The sequence below is a fragment of the Streptomyces sp. NPDC059443 genome, assembly GCF_042750105.1.
Taxonomy (GTDB): domain Bacteria; phylum Actinomycetota; class Actinomycetes; order Streptomycetales; family Streptomycetaceae; genus Streptomyces.
Genome location: NZ_JBHYVM010000020.1, coordinates 85,408 through 102,523, shown reverse-complemented (window position 1 = coordinate 102,523; position 17,116 = coordinate 85,408). Strand labels below are relative to the sequence as shown.

Annotated in this window: 16 protein-coding genes; 14 read left to right on the top strand and 2 right to left on the bottom strand. The window is 71.9% G+C overall.

What is annotated here, in order from left to right; translation table 11 throughout:
* Positions 1 to 151: 151 nt before the first annotated feature.
* From ACFXDJ_RS20460 to ACFXDJ_RS20395, 14 genes are all read left to right on the top strand, one after another.
* Positions 152 to 1,906, top strand: a complete 1,755-nt coding sequence (locus ACFXDJ_RS20460; protein ID WP_384649635.1) for a biotin carboxylase N-terminal domain-containing protein — start codon at positions 152 to 154, stop codon at positions 1,904 to 1,906.
* A gap of 133 nt (positions 1,907 to 2,039) precedes the next feature.
* The gene (locus tag ACFXDJ_RS20455; protein WP_384649633.1) at positions 2,040 to 2,369 is read left to right on the top strand and encodes a TcmI family type II polyketide cyclase; all 330 of its coding nucleotides are present in this window, start codon (positions 2,040 to 2,042) and stop codon (positions 2,367 to 2,369) included.
* Entirely contained in the window at positions 2,366 to 3,637 is a 1,272-nt protein-coding gene (locus ACFXDJ_RS20450) for a beta-ketoacyl-[acyl-carrier-protein] synthase family protein (protein WP_384649631.1), read from the top strand. Before ACFXDJ_RS20455 ends, ACFXDJ_RS20450 begins: the two co-directional genes overlap by 4 nt.
* Positions 3,634 to 4,863: a ketosynthase chain-length factor gene (locus ACFXDJ_RS20445; RefSeq protein WP_384649629.1), complete on the top strand. Its 1,230-nt coding sequence runs from the start codon at positions 3,634 to 3,636 to the stop codon at positions 4,861 to 4,863. The genes ACFXDJ_RS20450 and ACFXDJ_RS20445 overlap by 4 nt, the downstream gene beginning before the upstream one ends.
* Positions 4,864 to 5,017: 154 nt before the next feature.
* Entirely contained in the window at positions 5,018 to 5,290 is a 273-nt protein-coding gene (locus ACFXDJ_RS20440) for a phosphopantetheine-binding protein (RefSeq protein WP_384649627.1), read from the top strand.
* A gap of 98 nt (positions 5,291 to 5,388) precedes the next feature.
* Positions 5,389 to 6,174 carry a 3-oxoacyl-ACP reductase FabG gene (fabG, locus tag ACFXDJ_RS20435; protein ID WP_384649625.1) on the top strand — a complete coding sequence of 262 codons (786 nt, stop codon included), beginning with the start codon at positions 5,389 to 5,391 and terminating at the stop codon, positions 6,172 to 6,174.
* Between the two features lie 58 nt (positions 6,175 to 6,232).
* Entirely contained in the window at positions 6,233 to 7,168 is a 936-nt protein-coding gene (locus ACFXDJ_RS20430; protein ID WP_384649623.1) for an aromatase/cyclase, read from the top strand.
* Position 7,169: 1 nt separating this feature from the next.
* Positions 7,170 to 8,747: an FAD-dependent monooxygenase gene (locus ACFXDJ_RS20425; RefSeq protein WP_384849844.1), complete on the top strand. Its 1,578-nt coding sequence runs from the start codon at positions 7,170 to 7,172 to the stop codon at positions 8,745 to 8,747.
* A gap of 38 nt (positions 8,748 to 8,785) precedes the next feature.
* Positions 8,786 to 10,357, top strand: a complete 1,572-nt coding sequence (locus ACFXDJ_RS20420; protein ID WP_384649619.1) for an FAD-dependent monooxygenase — start codon at positions 8,786 to 8,788, stop codon at positions 10,355 to 10,357.
* A gap of 172 nt (positions 10,358 to 10,529) precedes the next feature.
* Complete coding sequence (locus ACFXDJ_RS20415) at positions 10,530 to 11,390, top strand: alpha/beta hydrolase (RefSeq protein ID WP_384649732.1); 861 nt, start codon at positions 10,530 to 10,532, stop codon at positions 11,388 to 11,390.
* Positions 11,391 to 11,462: 72 nt separating this feature from the next.
* Entirely contained in the window at positions 11,463 to 12,755 is a 1,293-nt protein-coding gene (locus ACFXDJ_RS20410; RefSeq protein WP_384649617.1) for an MFS transporter, read from the top strand.
* Positions 12,756 to 12,794: 39 nt separating this feature from the next.
* The gene (locus ACFXDJ_RS20405) at positions 12,795 to 13,121 is read left to right on the top strand and encodes a phosphopantetheine-binding protein (protein ID WP_384649615.1); all 327 of its coding nucleotides are present in this window, start codon (positions 12,795 to 12,797) and stop codon (positions 13,119 to 13,121) included.
* Between the two features lie 70 nt (positions 13,122 to 13,191).
* Positions 13,192 to 14,760 carry an acyl-CoA carboxylase subunit beta gene (locus ACFXDJ_RS20400; RefSeq protein WP_384649613.1) on the top strand — a complete coding sequence of 523 codons (1,569 nt, stop codon included), beginning with the start codon at positions 13,192 to 13,194 and terminating at the stop codon, positions 14,758 to 14,760.
* 41 nt (positions 14,761 to 14,801) lie between these two features.
* Positions 14,802 to 15,044, top strand: coding sequence for an acyl-CoA carboxylase epsilon subunit (locus ACFXDJ_RS20395; protein ID WP_384649611.1), 243 nt, complete (start codon positions 14,802 to 14,804; stop codon positions 15,042 to 15,044).
* A gap of 56 nt (positions 15,045 to 15,100) precedes the next feature.
* Here the strand turns inward: ACFXDJ_RS20395 and ACFXDJ_RS20390 are convergent, their stop codons facing one another.
* Together ACFXDJ_RS20390 and ACFXDJ_RS20385 are read right to left on the bottom strand one after the other, a co-directional pair.
* A complete protein-coding gene (locus ACFXDJ_RS20390) occupies positions 15,101 to 15,931 on the bottom strand; it encodes a 4'-phosphopantetheinyl transferase family protein (protein ID WP_384662549.1) in 831 nt (276 codons plus the stop codon).
* Positions 15,931 to 16,941: an aromatase/cyclase gene (locus tag ACFXDJ_RS20385; RefSeq protein ID WP_384662546.1), complete on the bottom strand. Its 1,011-nt coding sequence runs from the start codon at positions 16,939 to 16,941 to the stop codon at positions 15,931 to 15,933. Before ACFXDJ_RS20385 ends, ACFXDJ_RS20390 begins: the two co-directional genes overlap by 1 nt.
* Positions 16,942 to 17,116: the final 175 nt, after the last annotated feature.

Genomic DNA, 17,116 nt, shown 5'->3' with positions numbered 1-17,116 from the left:
TTTGACGGGGGCCTGACCATTCCTTTCCCTTCCTCCGACACAATCGCATTCCCCCTGCCGATTCTGACCGAGTCCTGTAGACGGGTTCATTGAAGGGGTGGGCGGCCACCGAACAGTCTGGTGACTCCGAGCGAGTCAGGAGACGTTCATCGTGCGCAAGGTGCTCATCGCCAACCGTGGCGAAATCGCAGTCCGCGTTGCTCGGGCCTGCCGGGATGCCGGGATCGCGAGCGTAGCCGTCTACGCCGATCCGGACCGGGATGCTCTGCACGTCCGAGCGGCCGACGAAGCTTTCGCGTTGGGCGGTGACACCCCGGCCGCCAGCTACCTGGACATCTCCAAGGTCCTGCAGGCCGCAGCCGATTCCGGAGCGGACGCCATCCACCCCGGATACGGCTTCCTCTCCGAGAACGCCGACTTCGCGCAGGCCGTCACCGACGCGGGCCTGACCTGGATCGGCCCGCCGCCGCAGGCCATCCGCGACCTCGGCGACAAGGTCGCCGCCCGCCACATCGCCCTGCGCGCCGGCGCACCGCTCGTGGCCGGCACCCCCGACCCGGTCTCGGGTTCGGACGAGGTCGTCGCGTTCGCCGAGGAGCACGGGCTCCCGATCGCGATCAAGGCCGCCTTCGGTGGCGGCGGTCGCGGCCTGAAGGTCGCCCGCAACCTCGAAGAGATCCCCGAGCTCTACGACTCCGCCGTCCGCGAGGCCGTCGCCGCCTTCGGTCGCGGCGAGTGCTTCGTCGAGCAGTACCTCGACAAGCCCCGCCACGTCGAAACCCAGTGCCTGGCCGACAGCCACGGCAACGTGGTCGTCGTCTCCACCCGTGACTGCTCGCTCCAGCGCCGCCACCAGAAGCTCGTGGAGGAGGCCCCGGCGCCGTTCCTCACCGAGGCTCAGAACGCGGAGCTGTACGCGGCGTCGAAGGCGATCCTGAAGGAGGCCGGCTACGTCGGCGCCGGCACGGTCGAGTTCCTCGTCTCCGCCGACGGCCTGATCTCCTTCCTGGAGGTCAACACCCGCCTGCAGGTCGAGCACCCGGTCACCGAAGAGGTCACCGGCATCGACCTCGTGCGCGAGATGTTCCGCATCGCCGACGGCGAGGAGCTCGGCTACGGGGACCCGGTCCTGCGCGGCCACTCCTTCGAGTTCCGCATCAACGGCGAAGACCCCGGCCGCGGCTTCCTGCCCGCCCCCGGCACCGTCACCAAGTTCGCCCCGCCCACCGGCCCCGGCGTCCGCCTCGACGCCGGCGTCGAAAGCGGCTCCGTCATCGGCCCCGCCTGGGACTCCCTCCTCGCCAAGCTGATCGTTACGGGAGCCACCCGCGAGCAGGCCCTGCAGCGGGCGGCGCGCGCCCTGGCCGAGTTCGAGGTGGAGGGAATGGCCACCGCCATCCCCTTCCACCGCGCCGTCGTCACAGACCCCGCGTTCACCGCCGACCCGTTCACGATCCACACCCGCTGGATCGAAACCGAGTTCGTCAACACCATCCCCGCCTTCGTCGTCCCCGCCACCGAGGACACCGAGGACGAACCCGGCCGCGAAACCGTGGTCGTCGAGGTCGGCGGCAAGCGCCTCGAAGTGTCCCTGCCGTCCTCCCTCGGCATGACCCTGGCCCGCACCGCCGCCGCCGGCGGAGCCAAGCCCAAGCGCCGCGCCGCCAAGAAGACCGGCCCCGCCGCCTCCGGCGACACCCTGGCCTCCCCCATGCAGGGAACCATCGTCAAGGTCGCCGTCGAAGAAGGCCAGCAGGTGGGCGAAGGCGACCTGATCGTCGTCCTCGAAGCCATGAAGATGGAACAACCCCTCAACGCCCACCGCTCCGGCACCATCGTGGGCCTCAACGCCGAAGTCGGCGCCTCCCTCACCTCCGGCGCCACCATCTGCGAAATCAAGGACTGATTCCAGACGTCCCGCTGAATGCCTCTGTCGCATTCTTTGCACGGTTTGACAATAACCTGACATAAGCGCCTTGAAATGATTTTCCAGGTCTCAGATACTGAATTCAATTCACGGGTCGAGGGGAAGATGAAGAATGCACAGTACGCTGATCGTGGCTCGGATGGATCCGGGTTCCAGCATTGACGTCGCCAAGATATTCGGCGAATTCGACGGTTCCGAAATGCCCCATCGCATGGGCACGCGCCGTCGCCAGCTCTTCGAATACCGAGGTCTGTACTTCCATCTGCAGGACTTCGACGAGGACAACGAGGGCCGCCAGATCCAGGAGGCGCGGCACGACGAGCGCTTCGTCCGGATCAGCGAGGACCTGAAGCCGTACATCGAGGCCTACGACCCCGCGACCTGGCGCTCTCCCGCCGACGCGATGGCGAAGCGCTTCTACAACTGGGAGGCGTCCGCGTGACCGGGCGACGCGTGGTCATCACCGGCATCGAGGTGCTCGCACCCGGCGGTGTCGGCAGGAAGAACTTCTGGAACCTGCTCAGCGAGGGCCGTACCGCCACCCGCGGCATCACCTTCTTCGACCCGAGCCCCTTCCGCTCGAAGGTCGCCGCCGAGATCGACTTCGATCCGCGGGAACACGGCCTGAGCCCGCAGGAGATCCGGCGCATGGACCGGGCCGCGCAGTTCGCCGTGGTCGCGGCCCGGGGCGCGGTCGCCGACAGCGGCATCGACCTGGCCGCGTACGACCCGTACCGCATCGGCGTCACCATCGGCAGCGCAGTCGGCGCCACGATGGGCCTCGACGAGGAGTACAACGTCGTCAGCGACGGCGGCCGGCTCCACCTGGTCGACCACGAGTACGCGGTCCCGCACCTGTACGACTACCTGGTACCGAGCTCCTTCACCGCGGAAGTCGCCTGGGCGGTCGGCGCGCAGGGCCCCAGCACGCTGGTCTCCACCGGCTGCACCTCCGGCATCGACTCGGTCGGCCACGCCGTGGACCTGCTCCGCGAGGGCTCCGTGGACGTCATGATCACCGGTTCCTCGGACGCGCCGATCTCGCCGATCACCATGGCCTGCTTCGACGCCATCAAGGCGACCACCCCCCGGTACGACGACCCCGCGCACGCCTCCCGCCCCTTCGACGGAACCCGCAACGGCTTCGTACTGGGCGAGGGCGCGGCCGTGTTCGTCCTGGAGGAGCTGGAGCACGCACGCAAGCGCGGCGCGCACATCTACGCCGAGATCGCCGGCTACGCCACCCGCTCCAACGCGTACCACATGACCGGTCTGCGCCCGGACGGCAAGGAAATGGCCGAGGCGATCCGGTCCGCGCTGGACGAGGCGCGGATGAACCCGACCGAGATCGACTACATCAACGCGCACGGGTCGGGCACCAAGCAGAACGACCGCCACGAGACGGCCGCGTTCAAGCGGAGCCTGGGCGACCACGCCTACCGCACCCCGGTCAGCTCCATCAAGTCGATGGTGGGGCACTCGCTCGGCGCCATCGGCTCCATCGAGATCGCGGCGTCCGCGCTGGCCATGGAGAACAACGTCGTGCCTCCCACGGCGAACCTGCACACCCCGGACCCGGAGTGCGACCTGGACTACGTCCCGCTGGTCGCCCGGGAGCAGTTGACCGACGCGGTCCTGACCGTCGGCAGCGGCTTCGGCGGATTCCAGAGCGCCATGGTGCTGGCGCGTCCCGAGAGGAGCGTGGCATGACCACCTCGGTGGTAGTGACCGGCCTGGGCATCACGGCGCCCACCGGTCTCGGTACGCAGGACTACTGGGCCGCGACGCGGACTGGCAAGAACGGCATCGGGCGGGTCACCCGCTTCGACCCGTCCAGCTACCCGGCGACCCTCGCGGGCGAGGTTCCCGGCTTCGCCGCCGAAGAGCTGCTGCCGAGCCGGCTGCTGCCGCAGACCGACCGGATGACCCGGCTCGCGCTGGTCGCCGCCGAATGGGCGCTGGCCGATGCCGGGGTGGATCCCGCGGAGCTGTCCGAGTACGACATGGGCGTGGTCACGGCCAGCTCCTCGGGCGGTTTCGAGTTCGGCCAGAACGAGCTGGAGAAGCTGTGGGGCCAGGGCAGCCAGCACGTGTCCGCGTACCAGTCCTTCGCCTGGTTCTACGCCGTCAACAGCGGCCAGATCTCCATCCGCAGCGGGCTCAAGGGCCCCAGCGGAGTGATCGTCAGCGATGAGGCCGGCGGCCTCGACGCGCTCGCGCAGGGCCGTCGGCTGATCCGCAAGGGCACCCGGATGATCGTGTCCGGCGGAGTGGACGCCTCGATCTGCCCCTGGGGCTGGGTCGCGCAGCTCGCGGCCAAGCGGCTCAGCACCAGCGACGAGCCGACCCGCGCGTTCCTGCCGTTCGACGCCGACGCCTCGGGCTACGTTCCCGGCGAGGGCGGCGCGATCCTGATCATGGAGTCGGCCGAGTCGGCCCGCGAGCGCGGAGCCAAGATCTACGGCGAGATCGCCGGCTACGGCGCCACCTTCGACGCGGCGCCCGGCAGCGACCGGGAGCCCGCGCTCCGCAAGGCCATCGAGTTCGCCCTCGACGACGCGGGCGTCCACCCCGAGGACGTGGACGTGGTCTTCGCGGACGCGGCCGGCGTCCCGGAGCTGGACCGCATCGAGGCCGAGGCCCTCACGGCCGTCTTCGGCGAGCGGGGCGTCCCCGTCACCGCGCCCAAGACGATGACGGGCCGCCTGTACTCGGGCGCGGCGCCGCTGGACGTGGCCACCGCCCTGCTGGCCATCGCGGAGGGGCTCATCCCCCCGACGGTCAACGTGCACCCCGCCGAGGAGTACGCGCTCGACCTGGTCGTCGGGCAGTCGCGCACCGCGCAGGTGCGCACCGCGCTGGTGGTGGCCCGGGGCTACGGCGGATTCAACTCCGCCGTCGTCGTCCGCGCCGTGGACCAGGACCCGACCTCGTAGCAGCACCGGGCCGGACGGGCACCCGGCGGCAACAGGACCCGGCGGCGCGGCTCCCCCACACCGCGTCGTCGCACTTTCACCGCTCCGCATCCCCCCACGCATCCCCATCCCCCCACCCCCACACCAGCGATCCACGATCCACGAAGGGCCCCAGATGTCCACTCAGCAGTTCACCCTCGACGACCTGCGCCGGATCCTCCTCGAAGGCGCCGGCGCCGACGAGGGCGTCGACCTCGACGGCGACATCCTCGACGTCCAGTTCGAGGCGCTCGGCTACGAGTCCCTCGCCCTGCTGGAGACCGGCAGCCGCATCGAGCGCGAGTACCGGATCGTCCTCGACGAGGACCTCCTCACCGACGCCGACACCCCGCGCGCGCTGATCGAGGTCGTCAACGGGCACTTCGCCGCGGTCCCGAACGCCGCCTGAGCGGTCCGCTGCCCGGCGCTCGACTTCCCACGGGCCGGGCGGAACGTTTCCGCCCGGCCCGGACCGACCACCCTCGGACACTTACGGAGCAGAAGAACATGTCGTTGCAGGAGAAGCGGACCGCTCTGATATCGGGCGCCACCAGCGGCATCGGCCTCGCCGCCGCCCGCGCGCTGGGCGCCCAGGGACACGCGGTCTTCATCGGCGCGCGCAACGCCGACAACGTCGCCGCCACGGTCAAGGAGCTGCGGGCCGAAGGCCTCGAAGCCGACGGGGCCGTCCTCGACGTCCGCGACGGCACGTCGGTCACGGCCTTCGTCCAGGCCGCGGTGGACCGGTTCGGCACGGTCGACGTCCTGGTCAACAACGCCGGCCGGTCCGGCGGCGGCGTCACCGCCGACATCGACGAGGAGCTGTGGGCCGATGTCATCGACACCAACCTCAACAGCGTCTTCCGGCTGACCAAGGAAGTCCTCAACACCGGCGGCATGCGCCACAAGAACCGCGGCCGCATCATCAACGTCGCCTCCACCGCCGGCAAGCAGGGCGTCGTGCTCGGCGCCCCGTACTCCGCCTCCAAGCACGGAGTGGTCGGCTTCACCAAGGCCCTGGGCAACGAGCTCGCCCCCACCGGCATCACGGTCAACGCCGTCTGCCCGGGGTACGTGGAGACGCCGATGGCCCAGCGCGTCCGCGCCGGGTACGCCGCCGCCTACGACACCTCCGAGGAGGCCATCCTCGACAAGTTCCAGGCGAAGATCCCGCTCGGCCGCTACTCCTCCCCCGAGGAGGTCGCCGGAATGATCGCCTACCTGGCCTCGGACACCGCCGCCTCCGTCACCTCACAGGCGATCAACGTCTGCGGCGGACTCGGCAACTTCTGATCCGCACCCCCCACCACCAGGGTGCCGACGCGCCCGAGTTCCCGAAGAGGAAGCCGTCATGACAACCCGCGAGGTTGAGCACGAGATCACCATCGCCGCACCGGCGTCGGACGTGTACCGGCTGCTGGCCGACGTCACCAACTGGCCCCGGATCTTCCCGCCCACGATCCACGTGGACCGGGTCGACTTCACCGGCACGCAAGAACGCATCCGGATCTGGGCCACCGCCAACGGGCAGCCGAAGAACTGGACCTCACGCCGCACCCTGGACCCCGAGGGCCTGCGCATCACCTTCCGCCAGGAGGTCACCACCAACCCGGTCGCCTCCATGGGCGGGGAGTGGATCATCGAGCCCCTCGGCGAGGACTCCTCGCGGGTCCGGCTGCTCCACGACTACCGGGCGATCGACGACGACGCGCACGACCTGCTCTGGATCGACGAGGCCGTGGACAAGAACAGCCGCTCGGAGCTGGCGGCGTTGAAGGTGAACGTGGAGTTCGCCCACGGCGCGGAGGACGTCACCTTCTCCTTCGAGGACACCGTCGCCATCGCCGGATCAGCCAAGGACGCCTTCGACTTCATCAACGAAGCCGACCTCTGGGAAGAACGCCTCCCCCACGTGGCCACCGTACGCCTGACCGAAGACACCCCCGGCCTCCAGACCCTGGAAATGGACACCCGCGCCAAGGACGGCTCCGTCCACACCACCAAGTCCCACCGGGTCACCTTCCCCCACCACAAGATCGCCTACAAACAGGTCACCCTGCCCGCCCTCATGACCCTGCACACCGGCTACTGGACCTTCCGCGACACCCTCGAAGGCGTCACCGCCAGCAGCCAGCACACCGTCACCCTCAACACCCACAACATCACCGCGATCCTCGGCCCCGACGCCACCATCGCCGACGCCCGCAGCTACGTACACACCGCCCTCTCCACCAACAGCCTCGCCACCCTCAACCACGCCAAGACCTACGCAGAGAACAAGAACTGACATGGCATCGGACCACCCGGACACCACACGGGGACCCCTGAAGACCGTGGACACCGATGTCCTGGTGGTCGGAGCGGGCCCCGCCGGGCTGATGCTCGCCTGCGAGCTCAGGCTCGGCGGCGCCGAGGTCCTCGTCCTCGACCAGCGCCCCGGACCGACGACCGAATCGCGGGCGTCGACCCTGCACGCGCGCACCATGGAGATCCTCGACAGCAGGGGACTGCTGGCCGCTCTGGGGACGCCTCCGCGCGAACCGCGCGGCCACTTCGGCGGCATCGCCCTGGACCTCACCCTGCCCGGATCCCACCCCGGTCAGTGGAAGGTGCCCCAAGGGCGTACGGAGGAACTCCTCCAGGACCGGGCCGCCGAGCTCGGCGCGGACCTGCGCCGACGCCACCAGCTCCTCGCGCTCACCACCGGGCCGGACGGGGTGACCGCCGACAGCCTCGGCCCGTCCGGACCGCTCCGGACCACCGCCCGCTACCTGGTCGGCTGCGACGGCGAGGACAGCACCGTACGGCGGCTCATCGGCGCCGAGTTCCCCGGCCGCGACGCCGAACGCGAACTGCTGCGCGCGGACGTCTCCGGCATCGAGACCCCCGACCGGCGCTTCGTCCGGCTGACGGACGGCCTGGCCATCTCCGCCACCCGCGAAGGCGTCACCCGCGTGATGGTGCACGAGTTCGGCGAACGGGCCGGGCGGCGCTCCGGCGCCCCGGAGTTCGCGGAGGTCGCCGGCGCCTGGCAGCGGGTGACAGGCGAGGACATCGGCCACGGCACCCCCCTGTGGGTCAACGCCTTCGGCGACGCCAACCGCCAGCTCGCCCAGTACCGGCACGGCCGCGTCCTGTTCGCGGGCGACGCCGCCCACCAGCAGATGCCCAGCGGCGGGCAGGCCCTCAACCTGGGCGTGCAGGACTCCTTCAACCTCGGCTGGAAGCTGGCCGCCGAGGTACGCGGCGACGCCCCCGAGGGGCTCCTCGACAGCTACCACACCGAACGCCACGCCGTCGGAGCGGCGGTCCTGGCCAACATCCGGGCCCAGACCCTGATGCTGCTCGGCGGAGCGGAGGTCGAGCCGGCGCGCACCCTCCTCGCCGAGCTGACCGCCCTCGACTCCGTACGGACCCACCTGGCCGGAATGATCAGCGGCCTCGGCATCCGCTACGCGACGTCCGCGGGGGAGTCCGGGCAGGCACCGGCCCCGGGCGAAGGCCACCCGCTGCTCGGCCGCCGCCTGCCCCCGGCCCCGCTGCACGACTGCGCACACGGCCGCACCACGGCCGAGCTGCTGCGCAGCGGCCGCGGCCTGCTGCTCGACCTCGGCGCCGGTACGGGAACGGCCGCCGGAGCCTGGGCCGACCGCGTCGTGCGCGTCACCGCCCGCGCGGTCCCCGGGACCCCGCTGACCCCGGGCGAGGCCCTGCTCGTACGGCCCGACGGACACGTGGTCTGGGCCGGCGTCCCGGACACCGCCGCCGACCCGACCGCCGGCCCGCACACCGCGCTGCGCCGCTGGTTCGGCGAACCGGCCGCGCACCACCCCCACCGACAAGCCGTGACCGCCGCCGCCCGCTGAGGCGGCGGGCGGCGGCAGAAGACCAGGAAGGCACATCCATGGCCAGGGCCAAGGACGACGTCGACAGAAACGACGCGGACGTCATCATCGTCGGCGCCGGACCGGCCGGGCTGATGCTCGCCGGGGAACTGCGGCTGGGCGGGGCGGAGGTCATCGTCACCGAACGGCTGGAGCGGCCCACCGGGCAGTCCCGCGGCCTGGGGTTCACCGCCCGCGCCCTGGAATCCTTCGACCAGCGGGGCCTCGTACCGCGCTTCGGCGGCCTGGAGACCAGCCCGCTGGGCCACTTCGGCGGGGTGCAGTTCGACTTCACCGCGCTGCCGGACGCGCACTTCGGCGCCCGCGGCATCCCGCAGTCACGGACCGAGGCGGTCCTGGAGGACTGGGCCCGCGAGCTGGGCGCCGACATCCGGCGCGGCTGGGAGTTCCTGGGCCTCGGCCAGGACGCGGACGGGGTCACCGTCACCGTGTCCACGCCCGACGGCGAACAGCGGCTGCGCGCCCGGTACCTGGTCGGTGCCGACGGCGGGAACAGCCCGGTCCGCAAGGCCGCCGGGTTCGCCTTCCCCGGTACCGACGCCACCCGGGGCATGTACCTCGCCGACGTGGTCGGCTGCTCGATCCCGCCCCGTTTCCTGGGCGAGCGGGTCCCGGCCGGCATGGTGATGGCCGCGCCGCTCGCCGAGGGCGTGGACCGCATCATCGTGTGCGAGCACGGCGCACCGCCGGCGGACCGCAGCCAGACCCCCGAGTTCGCGGAGGTCGCGGCGGCCTGGCAGCGGCTGACCGGCGAGGACATCTCCGGCGGCGGGGCCGACTGGGTCAGCTCCTTCACCGATGCCACCCGGCAGGCGGACGAGTACCGGCGCGGGCGCGTCCTGCTGGTCGGCGACGCGGCCCACATCCACCTGCCCGCCGGCGGACAGGGCCTGAGCACCGGCGTCCAGGACTCCGTCAACCTCGGCTGGAAACTGGCGGCGACCGTCGCGGGCTGGGCCCCCGAAGGCCTGCTCGACACCTACCACGGCGAACGCCACCCGATCGGGGCGCGCCTGCTGAACAACACCCTCGCCCAGGGCACCGTCTTCCTCGGCGGAGCCGAATCGGAGCCGCTGCGGGCGCTGTTCACGGAGCTGATCGCACTGGACCCGGTCAAGCGGCACCTCGCCGGGATGGTCAGCCACCTGGACGTCCGCTACGACGTGGGCCCGGACGAGGCCCCGGATACGGGTACGGGCGCGGCCACGGGCTCCGCCACGGGCCCGGGTTCCGGCGCGGCCCCGGGCACCGCGGGCCACGCCCACCCGCTCCTCGGCCGCCGCCTCCCGCCGCGCGTGCTGGCCACGGCGGACGGCCCGGTGGCCACCGCCGCGCTGCTGCACCCCGCCCGGGGCGTCCTCCTCGACCTGGCCGACACCCCGGAACTGCGCGAGGCGGCGGCCGGCTGGAAGGACCGGGTGGCCACGGTCACCGGCGTCCCCCAGGACCCCGAGGTCTTCGCCGGAGCCACCGCAGCCCTGGTCCGCCCCGACGGCTACGTCGCCTGGGCGGGCACGGACCCGGCCGGTCTCACCCAGGCCCTCGACCGCTGGTTCGGCATCCCCGCCTGACCCCGCCACCCCACCCGAGCCCGCCAGCCGTCTGTCCGTCCGTCCATCCGTCCCAGGAGGAGACCATGAGCCGCCGATCCCGTCCGTCCGTCCGCCACCGGGGCTCGGCGTGAAGGCCGCCACCCTCGCGTCCGCCGGGGAATCCGCGGTCGCGCCCGCTCCCGCGGCCGCGATGTCCCCCGGCGTCAGGCCGATCACCCTGAAGGCCGGTGCCTTCACCCTGTCCGCGCTGATCGCCCAGCCCGACGGCGAGCCGCGCGCGACCATCGTCGCGGTGCACGGCGGCGGCATGAGCGCGGGGTACTTCGACGGCCAGGCCCACCCCGACGTCTCCCTCCTCGCCCTCGGCGCCCGCCTCGGCTACACCGTCGTCGCCGTCGACCGGCCCGGCTACGGCCTGTCCGCCGCCGACCTGCCGCGCGGCCAGGACCTGTCCGAACAGTCCGACGCGCTGCGCGCCGCCCTCACCCACCTCGCGGACCGCTCCCCGACCGGCGCGGGGGTGTTCCTCGTGGCCCACTCCTTCGGCGGCAAGCTCGCCCTCACCTACGCGGCCGACGACAGCAGCCCCGACACGGCCGGCCCGCCCCTGCTCGGCCTGGACATCTCCGGCTGCGGCCGGGACTACGCCGTCGACCCGGGTGACCTGCGCGACCCGCACCGGCACGGTCACTGGAAGCGGAACTGGGGCGCCCTACGCTTCTATCCGCCGAACACCTTCCGCGATGCCGCCACGCTCATCGCGCCCATGCCCCTGCGCGAGCGGGCGGAGGCGGCGCGCTGGCCCGAGAGCTTCACCGCTGCCGCCGCCCGGGTCCGGGTCCCGGTCCGCCTCACCTTCGCCGAGCACGAACTGTGGTGGCGCAGCGACGAGGAGGACCTCGGCGAGATCGCCGAACTGTTCACCACCGCGCCGTTCGTCACCGTGGACCGGCAGTCCGACGCGGGCCATAACCTTAGCCTCGGCTGGGTCGCCCGCTCCTACCACCTGCGCGCCCTGGCGTTCCTGGAGGAGTGCCTGGCCCGAGCCTGACGGGCGACACGACCACCGATCGGGGAGACCACCGATCGGGCAGACCACGAGAGGCGAGGCGTACGCACCCCCATGGACAAGACGCAGGCCAGACCATTCCGCTCGCTCGCCGTACGCAACTTCCGGCTGTTCGCGGCCGGGCAGGTGGTGTCCGTGGCGGGGACCTGGATGATGGTCGTGTCGCAGGACTGGCTGATCCTGGATCTGACCGGGGACTCCGCCACCGCCCTGGGCACGCTGACCGCGCTGCAGTTCACGCCGGTGCTGCTGCTCACCCTCTACGGCGGCCGGCTCGCGGACCGCTACGAGAAGAGGCTGCTGCTCACCCTCGCCAACCTGGCCTCCGGGGCCCTGGCCCTGGTCCTGGCCGTACTGGTCCTGGCGGGGGAGGTGCGGCTGTGGCACCTGTACCTGTTCGCACTCGGCCTGGGCACCGTCAACGCCTTCGAAGTGCCCGCCCGGATGTCCTTCGTGGCCGAATTGGTGGGACCGGACCTGCTGCCCAACGCCTCGGCGCTGAGCGCGGCCTACTTCAACACCGCGCGCGTGGTCGGCCCGGCCGTGGCCGGCCTGCTCATCTCGGCCGCCGGCACCGGACCGGTCATGCTCCTCAACGCGGCGAGCTACCTCGCCACCGTGGCGGGCCTGAGGCTGATGCGGTCCGGGGAGCTGGTCCGCGCCGAGCCCACCGGGCGCGCCTCGGGGGTCATGGACGGACTGCGGTACGTACGCACCCGGCCCGACCTGATGGTCCTGCTGGCCCTGCTGGCGGTGATCGGGCTGTTCGGATTCAACTTCCAGCTGACGCTGCCGCTGCTCGCCAAGACCGTCTTCCACGCGGACGCGACCGCCTTCGGCCTGCTCACCACCGCCTTCGCGGCCGGCTCGCTGCTCGCCGCGTTCGCCACCACCGCCCGGCGCGGCCGGCCCGCCGCCCGGACCGTCACCGGCTCGGCCCTGGCGTTCGGGGTGCTGGAGACCGCCACGGGGTGGGCTCCCGGCTACCTCTCGGCGGCCGCCCTGCTCTGCCTGACCGGCTTCGCCACCATCTACTTCGCGCAAGCCGCCAACCACCGGATCCAGCTCGGCTCGGACCCCCGCTTCCGGGGCCGGGTGATGGCGCTCTACACGCTGATCCTCCAGGGCCTCACACCGCTCGGCGCCCTGCTCATCGGCTGGCTGACCGCCCGTTACGGGGCCCGCTCCGGCCTGTGGGCGGGCGGGGCGGCCTCGCTGACGGCGGCCCTCGTGGTGCTGCTGGCCCAGCGGCGGCGACGCGGTTCCCGACCCGCCGCTCCGGCCACCGCGGCCCAAGGACACGACCCGAATTCCGTCCCCCCGTCCCAGCCCGCCGGCCGCCCCTGATCCACGGCGGGCCGGCCCGCACCGACGAAAGGCACCGACATGACCGACGCCCCGTACGGCACGCTCGGGCACCTCCCGGAACTGCCCGAGCTGCGCGCCATGAGCGAGGACGTCCGCGCGGCCACCCTCGCCCACTGCCTGCGGCTGCACCTGGACCAGCTGCTCCAGGTACCGCCGGGCCACCGGACCGGCCCCCACCAGCCCCTGCGGACCCAGGGGCTGGACCTGCTCAACGCGCTGCACCTGGCCCGGGGGATCCACCGGGACCTGGGTGCCGAGCTGGACGCGCAGACCCTCATGGACGGAACCGTCACCGAACTGGCGGAGCTGCTGGCCCGGCTGCTGGCTTCGCCCGCCTCCGTATGACCCGTAGAGCAGTCCGCATGACCCGTGGAGAAGTCCACCGCCCAGACAGGACAGGACAGGAGACCCGAACATGCCGCCCGCGATACCCGAGACCCTCACCGCACGGCTCACCGAACTGGAGGCCCACAAGGACGAGGCCCGCAACGGGCCGGATCCCAAGGCCACCGAACGCCAGTACGCCAAGGGCAAGCTGACCGCCCACGAGCGGATCGCCCTGCTGCTCGACAAGGGCAGCTTCTCCGAGGTGGAGGCCCTGCGCCGGCACCGGGCCACCGGTTTCGGCCTGGAGGCGAAGAAGCCCTTCGGCGACGGTGTGGTCACGGGTTGGGGCACGGTCGAGGGCCGCACGGTCTTCGTCTACGCGCACGACTTCCGGGTCTTCGGCGGCGCGTTGGGCGAGGCCCACGCCGAGAAGATCCACAAGATCATGGACATGGCCATCGCGGCCGGTGCCCCGCTGGTCTCGCTGAACGATGGCGCGGGCGCCCGTATCCAGGAGGGCGTCTCCGCGCTGGCCGGCTACGGCGGGATCTTCCAGCGCAACACCAAGGCCTCGGGCGTCATCCCGCAGATCTCGGTGATGCTCGGCCCGTGTGCGGGTGGCGCGGCGTACTCCCCGGCGCTGACCGATTTCGTCTTCATGGTCCGCGACATCTCGCAGATGTTCATCACCGGCCCGGACGTGGTCCGCGCGGTGACCGGCGAGGAGATCACCCAGAACGGCCTCGGCGGCGCCGACGTGCACGCCGCGGTCTCCGGCGTGGCCCACTTCGTCCACGACGACGAGGAGAGCTGCCTGGAGGAGGTGCGCCACCTGCTCTCGCTGCTCCCCGCCAACAACCGCGAGCTGCCGCCGCGGGCCCTCACCGGGGATCCGGCCGACCGCCTCGGTGACCGGCTGCTGGAGCTGGTCCCGCCGGACGGGAACCGCTCGTACGACATCCGCACGGTCATCGAGGAACTCGTCGACGACGGCGACTTCATGGAGGTCCACGCGGGCTGGGCGCAGAACATCGTCTGCGGACTGACCCGGATCGACGGGCACGCCGTCGGCATCGTCGCCAACCAGCCGGCCTCGACGGCGGGCGTCCTGGACATCAAGGCGAGCGAGAAGGGCGCGCGGTTCGTGCAGTTCTGCGACGCCTTCAACATCCCGCTGGTCACCCTCGTCGACGTCCCCGGCTTCCTGCCCGGCGTGGACCAGGAGCACGAGGGCATCATCCGGCGCGGCGCCAAGTTGCTGTACGCGTACTGCAACGCCACCGTGCCGCGCGTCTCGGTGGTGCTGCGCAAGGCGTACGGAGGCGCGTACATCGTCATGGACTCCCGCTCCATCGGCGCGGACATCGCGCTGGCCTGGCCCACCAACGAGATCGCCGTGATGGGTGCCGAGGGCGCCGCCAACGTGGTCTTCCGGCGGGAGATCGCGGCGGCCGACGACCCGGACGCGATGCGCCAGGAGAAGATCGCGCAGTACAAGGAGGAACTGGTCCACCCCTACTACGCGGCCGAGCGCGGCCTGGTCGACGACGTCATCGACCCGCGTGACACCCGGTCGGTACTGGCCCGCTCGCTGTCGATGCTCGTGGCCAAGCACGCCGACCTGCCGCGTCGCAAGCACGGAAACCCGCCCCAGTGACCGCGACCGCGCAGACCGAAGGAACCGAAGGAGAGGCCGCCGTGAACGCACCCGACCCCGAATACCTGCTGCGCGTCGTCAGGGGCAACCCGTCCCCGGAGGAGCTCGCCGCCCTGACCGCGATCCTGCTGGCCCGCGCCGCCGGGTCGGGGGCCGTGCCGGACGACCTGGCCCGCCGTCAGCAAGTGGTCGCCCTGTGGCGGCGCCCGGACCGGGTGGTCGGCTTCGACGGGCCGCGCACGTGGCGGTCGCCGGTGGCGAGACCCGAGGCGCGCGCCGCCTGAGGGGTGAACGCAGAAGGCCCGCGCCGTCACGGCGCGGGCCTTCTGCGTGGGGCTGCTCAGGCGGCGCGCACCGCCCGCGCCCGCGCCGCCTGTTCCTCCCGCGCCGCCCGCCGCTTGTCGCGCAGCACGGTGTACAGCCCGGGTTCCACCCCGGCGACCCGGTCCGCGGCCTCCGGGGCGTACAGGAGGGTGTCCGGTACCGACCGCATCACGATGCGGTGGTCCCCGTCGCCCAGGACCGCCACCGCGGCCACATGGCCCTCGCACAGCGGGAGATTGCCCACCACCCAGCCCCCGGGACGGTCCCCGTCCCGGTGTTCGCCCAGGTAGTCGAGGTACGTACCCCGGGCCAGCCCGGTGCCCAGCCCCTTGAGGTAGGCCTCCTTACGGGTCCACAGCCGCCCGAAGGCCACCGTCCGGTCCTCCTCGCGCAGCTCCTTCAGCTCCTCCTGTTCCGCGGGGTGCAGGGCCGGCAGACAAGCGGCGGCGGTACCCGCCGAGGGGATGCGCTGGACATCGGCCCCGACCCGGGTCTCGGCTATCGCCACCAGGGCCAGGCCGTGGCTGTGCGAAAGGGAGAACTGGGGGGCACCCGGCACGCCGAGCACCCGGGGCCGGCCGTTGCGGCCGCCCGCCCCGTCGTAGCGTTCGCCGGCTATGGAAAGCAGCCGCGGCGGGATGCCGGTGTACACGGCCAGCACCCGGCGCAGCCCCACGTGGGCGGCCGCGTACATGCGCTGGTCCTCGGGTCTGCGGTACGCCTCGGCGCGCCGCAGCTCCCGTTCGTCCAGCTCCCCGATCGGTACGTCACGGGGTGAGTCGGGCGGTGGCAGCAGCCATACGTCCAGGTCTCCTTCGCCGACGGAGAGCGCGTTCGCCACCGCCATCAGTTGTTGTTCCCGGCGTAGGTCTCTGCGTGGTTCTCTGCGTAGGTCTTGGCGTGGTTGAGGGTGGCGAGGCTGTTGGTGGAGAGGGCGGTGTGTACGTAGCTGCGGGCGTCGGCGATGGTGGCGTCGGGGCCGAGGATCGCGGTGATGTTGTGGGTGTTGAGGGTGACGGTGTGCTGGCTGCTGGCGGTGACGCCTTCGAGGGTGTCGCGGAAGGTCCAGTAGCCGGTGTGCAGGGTCATGAGGGCGGGGAGGGTGACCTGTTTGTAGGCGATCTTGTGGTGGGGGAAGGTGACCCGGTGGGACTTGGTGGTGTGGACGGAGCCGTCTTTGGCGCGGGTGTCCATTTCCAGGGTCTGGAGGCCGGGGGTGTCTTCGGTCAGTCGTACGGTGGCCACGTGGGGGAGGCGTTCTTCCCAGAGGTCGGCTTCGTTGATGAAGTCGAAGGCGTCCTTGGCTGATCCGGCGATGGCGACGGTGTCCTCGAAGGAGAAGGTGACGTCCTCGGCGCCGTGGGCGAACTCCACGTTCACCTTCAACGCCGCCAGCTCGGCCTCGGCTTCGTGCGCGACCCGTTCGCCGATCCGGTCCAGCTCGGCCGGGTCGTCGCCGTCCACCCGGAACTCCTGGAACAGCCGGACCCGCGAGGAGTCCTCCCCGAGCGGTTCGACCAGCCACGCGCCACCCAGCGAGGCCAGGGGCGGCTCGGTGGTCAACAGCTCGAAATTGACCCGCAGTTCGGCGTCCTGGACGATCCGGCGCAGCAGCCGGGTCCGGGGGGTCCCGCCGCCGTCCGGGCCGTCGGTTTCCCAGATCCGCAGGCGCTGTTCGCCCTCCGGGGCCTCCTGGAGGGCGACGTGGACGGTGGAGGGGAAGGTTCTGGGCCAGTTGTCCACGTCGGCGATCAGCCGGTGGACCGTGCCGGCCGGTACCGCCACGGTGATCTCGTGCGCCGACTGGCGCACGCCCGTTCGGTTCGTGCCCGTTTGGTTCGTGCCCGTTTGGTTCATGCTCGGACTCCTCGTGTGTGAAGGACGCGGGGAGTGCGGGCGCCGACGAGGGGCAGCTCGGCATCACGGCGTCCGCTTCGCCCGCGAGGTCGAGATATGGAAGTGGGGGCGGGGGGGCGGGGGGGGGCGGGGGGCGGCGCGCGCGGGGGCGGGCGCCCGCACGCCGCGGGGGGGC

Coding starts and splice junctions, on each gene's coding strand:
- ACFXDJ_RS20415 (WP_384649732.1), top strand. CDS start 10,530: ATGTCCCCCGGCGTCAGGCCGATCACCCTGAAGGCCGGTGCCTTCACC.
- ACFXDJ_RS20390 (WP_384662549.1), bottom strand. CDS start 15,931: ATGGCGGTGGCGAACGCGCTCTCCGTCGGCGAAGGAGACCTGGACGTA.
- ACFXDJ_RS20445 (WP_384649629.1), top strand. CDS start 3,634: ATGACCACCTCGGTGGTAGTGACCGGCCTGGGCATCACGGCGCCCACC.
- ACFXDJ_RS20440 (WP_384649627.1), top strand. CDS start 5,018: ATGTCCACTCAGCAGTTCACCCTCGACGACCTGCGCCGGATCCTCCTC.
- fabG (WP_384649625.1), top strand. CDS start 5,389: ATGTCGTTGCAGGAGAAGCGGACCGCTCTGATATCGGGCGCCACCAGC.
- ACFXDJ_RS20405 (WP_384649615.1), top strand. CDS start 12,795: ATGACCGACGCCCCGTACGGCACGCTCGGGCACCTCCCGGAACTGCCC.
- ACFXDJ_RS20425 (WP_384849844.1), top strand. CDS start 7,170: ATGGCATCGGACCACCCGGACACCACACGGGGACCCCTGAAGACCGTG.
- ACFXDJ_RS20455 (WP_384649633.1), top strand. CDS start 2,040: ATGCACAGTACGCTGATCGTGGCTCGGATGGATCCGGGTTCCAGCATT.
- ACFXDJ_RS20420 (WP_384649619.1), top strand. CDS start 8,786: ATGGCCAGGGCCAAGGACGACGTCGACAGAAACGACGCGGACGTCATC.
- ACFXDJ_RS20400 (WP_384649613.1), top strand. CDS start 13,192: ATGCCGCCCGCGATACCCGAGACCCTCACCGCACGGCTCACCGAACTG.
- ACFXDJ_RS20410 (WP_384649617.1), top strand. CDS start 11,463: ATGGACAAGACGCAGGCCAGACCATTCCGCTCGCTCGCCGTACGCAAC.
- ACFXDJ_RS20385 (WP_384662546.1), bottom strand. CDS start 16,941: ATGAACCAAACGGGCACGAACCAAACGGGCACGAACCGAACGGGCGTG.
- ACFXDJ_RS20430 (WP_384649623.1), top strand. CDS start 6,233: ATGACAACCCGCGAGGTTGAGCACGAGATCACCATCGCCGCACCGGCG.